Origin of the sequence: Acinetobacter sp. YH12040 (assembly GCF_013420005.1) — a bacterium.
GTDB classification, from domain to species: Bacteria; Pseudomonadota; Gammaproteobacteria; order Pseudomonadales; family Moraxellaceae; genus Acinetobacter; species Acinetobacter amyesii.
Window position 1 is genome coordinate 170,270 of the sequence record NZ_VOZB01000008.1, and the last position, 10,791, is coordinate 181,060.

The window sequence follows — 10,791 nt, forward strand, 5'->3', positions numbered from 1 at the left end:
GCCCAATTATTCCGCAGATGCTTCGGTGGGTTGCTTACCTTGTAGCGGCTGAAAATCATCAAAACGTGTGGTGTAATCTACAGGCTTGGTAATGATTAGCTGCTGACAGAGTTCACCGCGTTCTAGATATTTAATTTCAAAATGCGTGCGTGCTGAAGTCTCTGCAATGCGTTCTTTGACAAAAGGTAGCTTCCAAACATCGATTAACTGCTGCTGTGCTTCCTCAATATATTCAGGAATATTACTCGCCAAGGTAATCTGACCACCCGGCTGCAAACGCGACAATAGAAATTCAAAAAATGGCATATTTAACCAGCGCTGTGCAGGATTATGCGGTTCAGGGTTTGGATACAAAATAAAGAATTGCTGTACTTGCGCAGGATGTAAGGCATGTACTACCCAAGGTAATGCATCAGCATGAATTGGAGTTAAATTGCTTTGCCCTTCAAGTTGATGCTGCTTTTGCATTGCCACAAATTTTTCACGTGTCCGCTCAACAGCAATCAATTGAAATTCAGGGTGATTGGCTGAAAATAATAATGCATGTTTACCTTTACCAGCCCCAATTTCCACACAAATCGGTGTGGAATCAATCGGCTGAAAATCACGGGGAGCTCGCATACGCTGCGCTTGAAATTGACGAATAGGCATAAACAGATCAAACTAAACAGAACGGCATAAGTCTAACAACTGCGACTGTATTTGCCTAATTGAATCATCCGTTTTTGCTGGAGTTAAGCATGCCCACCACCATGAATTGTCCACGCTGCGGCGCATTGACGACTTGGGAAAATAATGAATATCGCCCGTTTTGCTCAGATCGTTGTAAATTGATTGATCTCGGTGCATGGGCCAATGATGAATATCGTCTGCCGACACAAGATGCACCTCAGGCTGATGGTGGCCGTGAAGAAGATCAATTCTAAGGACTCAAGTTCATAAACCTGTTATTTAGGTAAATAAAAAAGGAATCCGTGTGGATTCCTTTTTTTTATTGGCTTTCTCAATCTTGTTGCTTAACCCGCTTTACCAGCAACGAAAGGGTTATGTTGTTTTTCATAACCAATGGTACTCATTGGACCGTGCCCTGAAATAAACTGGGTGTCATCCGGCAAGCTAAAACATTCACGCTGAATGGAGTCGAGTAATTGTTGATGGTTACCGCGTGGAAAATCTGTCCGGCCGATAGAACCTTTAAATAAAACATCACCCGTCCATAACACACCATATTTAGCGTTATAGAACATAACGTGGCCTGGTGTATGCCCCGGTGCAAAACGTACTTCAAACTCTTCTTCACCCAGTTTCAGTGTTTCGCCGCCTTCTAACCATTGGGTCACATGGACATTTTCAGGAATCGGAAAGCCATATTTGGCTGATACGTCTTGAATCATGTCGAGCCAAAATGCATCTTCTTTATGCGGGCCAATCACTGGAACATTCCATGCTTGGGTTAATGCGCCAACCGCACCTGCATGGTCTAAATGGCCATGTGTCAACCACAAGGCTTTGACCGTTAAACCGAGCGCTTCAACTTCAGCTTTTAATTTTTCCGGCTCTCCCCCTGCATCAATCAAGACCGCTTCTTTCGACTCAGAGTCCCAAACAATGGAACAGTTTTGTTGAAATGCCGTGACGGGAACGATTTTAACTTGCAACATAGGGCGAAAACCTCAAGGCGATGAATGGGCTAATGTTTGCTTTAAGGCATCAAGATTAGCTTGAAGTAATAAATTGAGCAATGCGACATGATCATCCCGCGCGTTTAATGCGGGAATATAACCATATTCGCCACCTCCTGCTGCTTGGAAAATTTCAGCATTTTGCAGCGCCAACTCTTCTAGCGTTTCCAAACAATCCGCTGAAAATGCTGGGCTCATGACCTGTACCGATTTCACGCCTTGTTTGCCCCATGCTTCTAAGGTGGCATCGGTATAAGGCTTCACCCACTCTTGCTTACCAAAACGCGATTGGAAACTAATTTCATACTGTTCAGCAGTTAAACCCAAAGCTTGTGCAACCAAATGCCCCGTCACACGGCAACGATCTGCATAGGGATCACCTTTATCGGCATAAGGCTGTGGAATACCGTGGAATGACATCAATAATTTATCTGGCACACCATGTTTAGCTTGATAATCACGCACACTTTGCGCCAAGGCCTGTATAAACACAGGATGCTGGTAATAGTCACGAATAATGCTCAAACCCGGCAAATTGCGTTGCTGCGGAATCCATTGTGCGATCGCATCATATAGCGGTGCAGTCGATGTTGCTGAATATTGTGGGAATAGTGGAAACAGGACGATGTGGTCTTGTGGCTGCTCAGCCAATTGCGCTAAAGCGGCAGAAATCCCCGGATTACCATAAGTCATGGCCGGAATCACATTTAGTTCAAATTCTGGATATTTTGCTGTGAGATGCTGTTTTACTGCGGCGACTTGCTCAAATAAAATTTCACGCATGGGCGAATCATTGCCCCAAACCATTTCATAGGCATGCGCCACACGCTTTGGTCGAAATGGCAAAATGAACAAACGTAGAATGATTTGCCATATCGGTTTCGGGATTTCAATCACCCGCTGATCTGACAAAAACTGTTGCAGAAAACGACGCACTGCGGGCACAGTTGGCGCATCAGGCGTACCTAGATTCGCCAGAATAATGGTGACTTTAGCTTTTTCGGCAGGCAACATTACGCTTATTCCATCAATTTCAATGACGCTAATGTAGCAGCTTTTTATCTATTTAATAAAATAGATTAATATGCAGATTTAAATTGAAAAACTCGATCATTATCAAGCAAATTACTTTCTAGCAATTTTTGACCTTTACTGGTCACTTGCCACAACATCCGCTGACGATCATCTCGGCCATTGGGCACAATCCAGTCATTCTGCCGCATCTGGCTTTTAATGCTGTGTAAAGCACGAATATTCACTTGTGCCCGCGCAACCGCATGTGCACGTGGCATCTCAATACGTGCATCATCCAAACCTGTTTCATTCAAAAACTCATTCATTCGTTTAGAGAAGAATTCTTCAGGGGTTGGATTAACAAAGGTTGCGCCTAAAATCGACAAGAGCTGCGCCCACGTCATTTTCTTCTGTACTTTTAATTCTTTGAAATTACCATCTTGATAAGCGTGCATGCGGTATTCAAATGAAAATAGTTCATGCATCGACACTTTTGGTAAAGATAAGAACGGATCAACTTCGCGTTTTCCCGACTCTGTTTCGAGTTGAACTAACTGGGCTTTTAAACGATCAATTTCATCATGTAAAGCTTGAGTATTCTGTGGTCGCACCCAACCTGTAACAGGATAGCGTTCTAGCATTTGTGGCATGTTCAATCGAACTGCCATTTCTAAATCACGCAAACTACGATAGGTAAAAACTTGATCAACTTCATTTTGTAATAGTTTTCTAAATTCTTTAAATTTTTCACGAAGTTCAGGTTTAGCATCATGTAACGCATCATCACGTGAATCTGGATCATCATGCATAAACACAATGACAGGTTTTTGCTTGGTCACCGCATAGATGTATTCAAGGTGCATATAGCCCACACCAGACACAGACTGCTCACCGTATTGACTACCCAATAAAATCATCACATAGTCACAATCGTCAATTTGACGACGTGCAAAAGCAGTGCTCAATGGTGTACGTTGTTCTAGCCCCCATGAGAAAAACCCCATTCCTACAAGCGTCTGAGCCAAAATGATCCGTTCTGGCTGCATTTCGCTACCAGATGTGGAAATGAATACTTGATAACGCTTATCGAGCATTAGTGATCCTCTCCCGCTGCATAACGCACTCAGCATCGAATTGATCTTAGCTGGAAAATGCGACATGACTACCCCAATAAAAAACTAATTTTTTCATTTAACGTTGTCCAAAATGACTGATTTAGTCTTCTGAACTTATAAGTCCGATGTTGGCAATGTTCCAAGAAATATCATCTTGAATCAGGCGCGCCACAACCGGTTTTAAATTTTCCGCATTATTGCCACTGACATAGCATTCTATACGCAAACAATTTTCTCGTTTCTGATCAAATAATAACTCATTTTTAATCAAAATTCGGGCTGTTTGTCGTGCAACTGCAAAACCTGAGTCAATTAATGTCAGCTTCTGACCAAAAATATACTGAATTGCCGATTTTAGAAAGGGGTAATGTGTACATCCAAGCACTAAAAAATCTGCACCTTGATTTACAACTGGCTGTAAAACATCAGTTAATGTGTTAAGACAAGCCTCACTCATCTGCGCGCCTGCTTCTACAAAGGGTACTAATTCCAAACTGGTCACAGTCAGAACATTGACCCCTGCCGGCTCAGCAAAACGATGCATCACATCTTTAATCAACTTTCCACGAAATGTCGCAGGTGTTGCAAGAACAGCCACTGTTTTACTTTTTGTTTGCAGAACGGCAGGCTTTAACGCAGGAACTAAACCAATAATGGGGAAGTTCTCCCCATAATGTTCACGCAAATAATCCAAACTAAAAGCAGATGCCGTGTTACATGCCACGACAGCGACTTTACAGCCTTGGCGGTATAACCACTCTATGGCATGTGCAGTCAACTCACGTATATTTTGATCATCACGTGGCCCATAGGGTACATGTGCAGTATCGGCATAATACACAATACGTTCATTCGGCAAATAGCGCGCAATTTCCAAGGCCACAGATAAGCCACCAATCCCCGAATCAAATAAACCGATCGGTGCATCTGCGCCAGCTTTCGGCATGGGTACATCCAGTGGGTAAATGGGGTGAATGGCGGTCATAGGATCACTTATATGTTGTTCAGAATGACAAGGTGGAAAGCTTAAACCTCAGGTGCCTAATTGCAAGCTCAAATCACCACTTTGTAACACTAAAATGGATTCACCTTTTTCATTTTCAAGCAGTTCACCCATCTCAACCAAATGAAAGAATGCGGCACGCTGGATCAGTGCATTAATTCCAAAACGCACATGTACATAAGGGCGCAATTCACCTTGATATTCACGCATAAAAATAGGATGTTCATCATCCACAACAATCACGTCTTGTGTTGTGGTCGTAAACTGGATATAGCGCTTGTTTTCTAGCTCAAGCGTATCGACTTGATTAACAAATAAAGGCTCATCTTCCACCTGTATTTCAATTTGTTCCACAGGGGTTTTTAAATAGAATTTCCCATCTTCTTTCCAAAGCACGGTTGAGAACAAATCTATGAGTGCTTGCCGCTTGATCAATTGACCATCGTGCCACCATTCTCCATTGGCTAAAACCTTCAAATCCATTGCACCACAATGCTTTGGATGCCATTGATCTAATGGGGGGATTGACCTTTTGTGACCGGACTGTCCATCTTTTAAGTATTGTGCAATGTTCATTAAATTTCTATCATCCCTATTAATGAATTTTTTCGTCGGGTTTTCGTTCAATTGCTGCTTCATCCGCCTAATAAATACCTTAGTGACGGAAAAATAATATGATTCAGCCAATTGGCTAGAACTCGGTTTAAAACTATACTAGCCCACAATATCAAAGACACGATAGAAAAATTGTGTCTGGGCATTAAGAACACTCATGGCAGCACCATTTAAATGAATTGAATGGATGCCACCTTCCGAAATATGAGGAGTCCTACATGGAACACATCGAACGTGAATCGATGGAGTTTGACGTAGTTATCGTCGGTGCAGGTCCTGCCGGCCTATCTGCTGCGATTAAAATTCGTCAACTTGCAATTGAAAATAACCTAAACGATCTGTCCGTTTGTGTCGTGGAAAAGGGCTCCGAAGTGGGTGCGCATATTCTATCGGGTGCTGTGCTTGAACCTCGCGCGATGAATGAATTGTTCCCAGATTGGAAAGAACAAGGCGCACCGTTAAATGTGCCTGTCACTGAAGACAAAACCTATTTCTTATTGTCTGATGAAAAATCACAAGAAGCACCGCATTGGATGGTGCCTAAAACCATGCATAACGATGGCAACTATGTTATTTCGTTAGGTAACGTGGTTCGTTGGTTGGGCGCTAAAGCTGAAGAATTAGAAGTGTCTATTTTCCCAGGCTTTGCCGCGTCTGAAATCCTTTACCATGAAGATGGTACTGTGAAAGGTATTCAGACTGGCGACATGGGTATTGGTAAAGATGGCGAACCAACGCACAACTTTACCCCTGGCTATGAACTTCATGCGAAATACACATTATTTGCTGAAGGCTGTCGTGGTCATTTAGGTAAACGTTTAATCCAAAAATTCAACTTGGATAAAGATGCCGATCCACAACATTACGGTATTGGTATTAAAGAATTATGGGAAATAGATCCTGCTAAACATAAACCAGGTTTGGTGATGCACGGTGCAGGTTGGCCTTTAAGTGAAACAGGTTCTTCAGGCGGTTGGTGGTTATACCACGCTGAGAACAACCAAGTGACTTTGGGCATGATCGTTGACTTATCATATACCAATCCACACATGTATCCATTTATGGAAATGCAGCGTTGGAAAACACATCCACTGATCAAGCAATATCTTGAGGGTGGTAAGCGTATTTCTTATGGCGCACGTGCGGTTGTAAAAGGTGGCTTCAACTCACTACCTAAATTCACTTTCCCAGGTGGTAGCTTAATTGGTGATGACGCAGGTTTCCTAAACTTTGCGAAAATCAAAGGCTCTCATACAGCAATGAAATCAGGCATGCTGTGCGGTGAAGCTGTATTTGAAGCGATTGCTGCGGGTGTGGAAAAAGGTGGTGACCTTGCCATTGCACGTGTGACTGAAGGTGAAGACTTCTTCGCTAAAGAGTTAACTGCGTACACAGACAAGTTCAACAACAGTTGGTTGAAAGAAGAGTTATATAACTCTCGTAACTTCGGCCCTGCTATGCATAAGTTTGGTCAATGGATGGGTGGTGCGTTCAACTTTGTTGATCAAAACATCTTTAAAGTGCCATTTACACTACATGACTTACAGCCAGATTTCAGTGCTTTAAAAACTGTCGATGCTGCGAACTTCAAACCGAATTATCCAAAACCAGATGGTAAACTAACGTTTGACCGTTTGTCTTCTGTATTTGTATCGAATACGGTACATGAAGAAAATCAGCCTGCGCATTTAAAACTGACAGATGCTTCTATTCCTGTAAATGTGAACTTACCAAAATGGGATGAGCCTGCTCAGCGCTACTGCCCTGCTGGTGTTTATGAAATTATGGAAGAGAATGACGGTTCTAAACGTTTCCAAATTAACGCGGCAAACTGTGTACACTGTAAGACTTGTGACATCAAAGATCCGTCTCAAAACATTACTTGGGTAACACCTGAGGGTGGCGGTGGTCCTAATTACCCTAACATGTAATCTCCTTTGAGATAAAAATAAACCCGCTTAGTGCGGGTTTATTTTTTAATATACAATCACACTCTTTAAATAAATATTATTACAAAAAAACTAGTTCCTATAGAAAATGAATTTCATAATTAGTTTATTTTAAATAATTATCAATGTGTCATTTTATATCCATTAGATTTATTTATTAAGCCTCTTTCATAAATCAAAAAACGAACAGTCTCTTGCTGATTATTTGTACCGAAGAATTTTAAATATTCATGCATAATCTGCGGATGAAATATATCGATTCAAAGAAGCTTTCTGAAACACAGTTTAAGCGATACACCGGCATATCATGGTCAAACTTTGATTTAATGGTTGAACAACTGAAAATGCATGTTCCTGCTAAAGGTAGACCAACTAAATTGAGCATAGAAGATCAAATCCTTCTGTGCTTAAGTTATTGGCGCGAATACCGAACCTTGTTCCATGTTGCAACAAGTTATGGTGTGTCAGAGCCGACTGCTTCAAGAATTGTCCGTCATGTAGAGGACTGCCTGATCAAGTCCAATTTATTTAATTTACCGAAGCATTTGCCTGAGGGCGAAGGCATCGACTGGAACGTGGTGATTGTTGATGCCACAGAAATTCCAATACAAAGACCTAAAAAAACAGAAGAAAAGCTATAGTGGCAAAAAGAAGGCACATACTTTCAAAGTCCAGGCCATCATTCATTATAGAACTCAGCAAATTATGAGTTTATGCACTGATCGTGGTGCTGTACATGATTTCGAACTCTTCAAACGAAACTTACATCAGATTCCGGCAGGTGCCTTTATCCTTGCAGATAAAGGCTATCAAGGGATTTATGCAATGTATCCAAATAGCTTGTTGCCATTAAAAGCAAAAAAGCGCTGTAAATTGGATCCTGAACTAAAAATCTATAATCAAGAAATCAACAAAAGAAGAATTGGGGTTGAGCATGTATTTGGTAATTTAAAAACTTTCAAAATCCTTGCCGAGCGATATCGTAATCGAGGAAAAAGACTGGGCTTAAGATTCAATTTAATTGCGGGAATCTATAATTTAGAGCTGAGCAAAAAATAAATTATGAAAGAAGTCTATTTTATAAATAATTAAAAGAAATAATTTCACTAAGCCTAAATAAAAATTTAAATTTCATCTATATAGTAATATATTCTTTTAGATCCTTCAATTTTATAATAATTAATTTTAATTTCTCTAGAACTTTCCATATTACAAAGCTTACTTACAACTTCATCTCCTCCACCGTACATTGTAATTTCCTTATTTTCGATCAGAAAATTAAACGATGTAGGCTCTTCATAATTTCGATGAATTTTTTCCAACTTATATTTTAAGGTTAGATCTTTTATGTTAGAAAAATCAGTACTATTAAATGGAAAAACTCCCCTATTACACCCACCTAAAAAAAGCGCTTGTTTATTTTTCTCGTATAAATATGTTATTTTTTCGTCATCAGCATATACATGCGAGCTAATGAGCACTATAAATAACAATCTAAAAACACCAACAAAATTCATCATAGCTCAATTTATTTATTAAAAATAAAATACATAATTTTTTTAAAATCAAACCCACTAAATAAAATTAAAAAATCAATATCAAAAAAAACCATTGCAAGTAAGTTTAAATAATTAAAAAATCAGAATAAAATTCCACCTACAAAATTATTACTTCAAACATTAAAAATACAATTCCCCTGCACAAAAAAATGTGAAAAAACCAAATATACGACATGCAATTCATTTAGAATAAATAAATTCATTCAAACTAGTTAAATAATGAAAATCACCTGCAATAATACTTGGCGATAGCACTCTAAGATCCATAACAACATAATATTTTAGCTCTGCATCATCTATAATTTTTTGATATTCTTCTAGCTTATCCATTTCATTTTTATCTAACTTGAAATGAATACTTTTTTTCATTTTCCCAGGTAATATTAGATTGTTTAATAAATCCTCATTTTTCTCTATCAAATTATATTTATTCAAACTAAATTTAAAAGATGCATTCAAACCATCCCTAATCACTAAATTTGATATTATTTTACTTCTTCTATTTTCATTACTCACCTCCCAATCATTAACCCCAGTGATTAATATATCTTGCCCAGATAAATTCTCAAATATCAACTCTAAAACATAATCAGATTCACTTTTTTTTATTTTAGTAATAATTTTAAATCCTATTTCCATTTTACTTTCACTGGAATTAATAAAATTTATTTTTTTTTCATTAAACCATTTTAAAACTTCCTGACCATTACTGTCTTTTGAATTAAAAAGTATTGAAGAAACAGTATTCTCACCTGAAATTTCAAAAAATCTAAAATTTAGCTTCTTATCTTTACTACTTTTTAAATCATATTTTTTATTAAGCAAGAAAATTTTTTTTCCATATTTGTCATAATCTTCAGCCTCTTTTTCGGTTAAGCTTTTAACAATCAAACCGACTCCGTTTATTTTATTATTTTTACTACCTATTCTATCTACTGTAGAATTTTTCAAATAAAATTCTTTACCATTATTAGCCCAAAATTTTTCTATAAGAGGATTACCCCAATAATTTGGATATGTACTCGTGTAAAACTCTTGATTATTTTTCGCCATTGATATAGTACTCATAAATAAAATTGAAACCATTATAAATTTAAGATTTAACATCCCAATTAATCCCTGTTTCTTTTTCAAACCAATCTCGAATTTGATGCAGATAATATTCATGCATTTGTGGATTTTTAATTAAAGTTCCTTCACCCATTAAATTATTTTTTGAATTTCTTTTCCAAAAATCTGCAGGCTCTGCAATCTTAAGATCTATTTGATATGGTGGATTACTTGTAGCTAAAGTATATCTTTGATTTACTGCTCCCCCATAAGCAAAATACTCATCTGGCCAATTAAATAAATGACCAGATTCATGCGCATGTATATTATTCGACATCCAACTTGGCTCAAATTTCCAACATCCGAAGTCATATTGTTGAAAATTAGTTAATGAAGTTGAGTTTTCAATAAATTCATAAATTTGATAGTAATCAGTTACCTGTTTTTTCGATGCTTCGTATTCTGCTGTAGCATTTATAGACCAATTACTTGAATCCGCACGTGTACTTAATTTGTATATATTAACCTCATGACCATCTTGTGCTTCTACAACTTCCAACCAAACTGGAACTTTACACGTACATTTTGATTGAGCACAGTTTTTCGGATATAAATAAAAATTATTTTTATTTAAAATTTTCTCAATTTCAGATTTAGCTTTATTAAAGTCAAACCAATAGATCTCTTTCATAAATCAAAAAACGATCTTCTTTTTGGTTAATATTTGCACTCCGGATTTCTTAGCATTCGTGCATAATCTGCGGATGAAATACATCGATTCAAACAAGCTTTCTGATCCTCAGT

Annotated in this window: 13 protein-coding genes; 4 read left to right on the forward strand and 9 right to left on the reverse strand. The window is 38.3% G+C overall.

Annotated elements, in window-relative coordinates; all coding sequences use genetic code 11:
• Window positions 1-6: 6 nt before the first annotated feature.
• The gene (locus tag FTT99_RS11075; RefSeq protein WP_180026647.1) at window positions 7-657 is read right to left on the reverse strand and encodes an SAM-dependent methyltransferase; all 651 of its coding nucleotides are present in this window, start codon (window positions 655-657) and stop codon (window positions 7-9) included.
• An 83-nt stretch (window positions 658-740) separates the two neighbouring features.
• On the opposite strand from FTT99_RS11075, the gene FTT99_RS11080 reads away from it, so the two are divergent.
• Window positions 741-926, forward strand: coding sequence for a DNA gyrase inhibitor YacG (locus FTT99_RS11080; protein ID WP_078189771.1), 186 nt, complete (start codon window positions 741-743; stop codon window positions 924-926).
• Window positions 927-1,016: 90 nt separating this feature from the next.
• Here FTT99_RS11080 and FTT99_RS11085 read toward each other — a convergent pair whose 3' ends face one another.
• The 5 genes from FTT99_RS11085 to FTT99_RS11105 form a co-directional block, all read right to left on the reverse strand.
• Window positions 1,017-1,661, reverse strand: a complete 645-nt coding sequence (locus FTT99_RS11085; RefSeq protein ID WP_180078086.1) for an MBL fold metallo-hydrolase — start codon at window positions 1,659-1,661, stop codon at window positions 1,017-1,019.
• 12 nt (window positions 1,662-1,673) lie between these two features.
• On the reverse strand, window positions 1,674-2,696 hold the full coding sequence (gene hemH / locus FTT99_RS11090) for a ferrochelatase (protein WP_180131484.1): 1,023 nt from the start codon (window positions 2,694-2,696) through the stop codon (window positions 1,674-1,676).
• A 65-nt stretch (window positions 2,697-2,761) separates the two neighbouring features.
• Complete coding sequence (locus FTT99_RS11095; protein ID WP_067764038.1) at window positions 2,762-3,790, reverse strand: DUF4062 domain-containing protein; 1,029 nt, start codon at window positions 3,788-3,790, stop codon at window positions 2,762-2,764.
• 121 nt (window positions 3,791-3,911) lie between these two features.
• On the reverse strand, window positions 3,912-4,796 hold the full coding sequence (gene murI, locus FTT99_RS11100; protein WP_180024507.1) for a glutamate racemase: 885 nt from the start codon (window positions 4,794-4,796) through the stop codon (window positions 3,912-3,914).
• A 48-nt stretch (window positions 4,797-4,844) separates the two neighbouring features.
• Window positions 4,845-5,453 carry a DUF1285 domain-containing protein gene (locus FTT99_RS11105; protein ID WP_180131487.1) on the reverse strand — a complete coding sequence of 203 codons (609 nt, stop codon included), beginning with the start codon at window positions 5,451-5,453 and terminating at the stop codon, window positions 4,845-4,847.
• Between the two features lie 194 nt (window positions 5,454-5,647).
• Here FTT99_RS11105 and FTT99_RS11110 point away from each other — a divergent pair, with 194 nt between their 5' ends.
• From FTT99_RS11110 to FTT99_RS11120, 3 genes are all read left to right on the forward strand, one after another.
• Window positions 5,648-7,360, forward strand: coding sequence for an electron transfer flavoprotein-ubiquinone oxidoreductase (locus FTT99_RS11110; RefSeq protein WP_180131489.1), 1,713 nt, complete (start codon window positions 5,648-5,650; stop codon window positions 7,358-7,360).
• Between the two features lie 263 nt (window positions 7,361-7,623).
• Window positions 7,624-8,019, forward strand: a complete 396-nt coding sequence (locus FTT99_RS11115; protein WP_180131491.1) for a transposase family protein — start codon at window positions 7,624-7,626, stop codon at window positions 8,017-8,019.
• Window positions 7,967-8,437, forward strand: coding sequence for a transposase family protein (locus tag FTT99_RS11120; protein WP_180131493.1), 471 nt, complete (start codon window positions 7,967-7,969; stop codon window positions 8,435-8,437). The genes FTT99_RS11115 and FTT99_RS11120 overlap by 53 nt, the downstream gene beginning before the upstream one ends.
• Window positions 8,438-8,502: 65 nt before the next feature.
• On the opposite strand, the gene FTT99_RS11125 is transcribed toward FTT99_RS11120, so the two are convergent.
• From FTT99_RS11125 to FTT99_RS11135, 3 genes are all read right to left on the reverse strand, one after another.
• Complete coding sequence (locus FTT99_RS11125) at window positions 8,503-8,898, reverse strand: hypothetical protein (protein WP_180161453.1); 396 nt, start codon at window positions 8,896-8,898, stop codon at window positions 8,503-8,505.
• A 219-nt stretch (window positions 8,899-9,117) separates the two neighbouring features.
• Window positions 9,118-9,990 carry a hypothetical protein gene (locus FTT99_RS11130; RefSeq protein ID WP_180161455.1) on the reverse strand — a complete coding sequence of 291 codons (873 nt, stop codon included), beginning with the start codon at window positions 9,988-9,990 and terminating at the stop codon, window positions 9,118-9,120.
• A gap of 40 nt (window positions 9,991-10,030) precedes the next feature.
• Entirely contained in the window at window positions 10,031-10,678 is a 648-nt protein-coding gene (locus FTT99_RS11135; RefSeq protein ID WP_180161457.1) for a hypothetical protein, read from the reverse strand.
• Window positions 10,679-10,791 lie beyond the last annotated feature (113 nt).

Bases quoted from the DNA above. Each gene is read 5' to 3' on its own strand.
- FTT99_RS11080 (WP_078189771.1), top strand. From the start codon at position 741: ATGCCCACCACCATGAATTGTCCACGCTGCGGCGCATTGACGACTTGG.
- FTT99_RS11085 (WP_180078086.1), bottom strand. From the start codon at position 1,661: ATGTTGCAAGTTAAAATCGTTCCCGTCACGGCATTTCAACAAAACTGT.
- hemH (WP_180131484.1), bottom strand. From the start codon at position 2,696: ATGTTGCCTGCCGAAAAAGCTAAAGTCACCATTATTCTGGCGAATCTA.
- FTT99_RS11095 (WP_067764038.1), bottom strand. From the start codon at position 3,790: ATGCTCGATAAGCGTTATCAAGTATTCATTTCCACATCTGGTAGCGAA.
- murI (WP_180024507.1), bottom strand. From the start codon at position 4,796: ATGACCGCCATTCACCCCATTTACCCACTGGATGTACCCATGCCGAAA.
- FTT99_RS11105 (WP_180131487.1), bottom strand. From the start codon at position 5,453: ATGAAGCAGCAATTGAACGAAAACCCGACGAAAAAATTCATTAATAGG.
- FTT99_RS11110 (WP_180131489.1), top strand. From the start codon at position 5,648: ATGGAACACATCGAACGTGAATCGATGGAGTTTGACGTAGTTATCGTC.
- FTT99_RS11115 (WP_180131491.1), top strand. From the start codon at position 7,624: ATGAAATATATCGATTCAAAGAAGCTTTCTGAAACACAGTTTAAGCGA.
- FTT99_RS11120 (WP_180131493.1), top strand. From the start codon at position 7,967: ATGCCACAGAAATTCCAATACAAAGACCTAAAAAAACAGAAGAAAAGC.
- FTT99_RS11125 (WP_180161453.1), bottom strand. From the start codon at position 8,898: ATGATGAATTTTGTTGGTGTTTTTAGATTGTTATTTATAGTGCTCATT.
- FTT99_RS11130 (WP_180161455.1), bottom strand. From the start codon at position 9,990: ATGGCGAAAAATAATCAAGAGTTTTACACGAGTACATATCCAAATTAT.
- FTT99_RS11135 (WP_180161457.1), bottom strand. From the start codon at position 10,678: ATGAAAGAGATCTATTGGTTTGACTTTAATAAAGCTAAATCTGAAATT.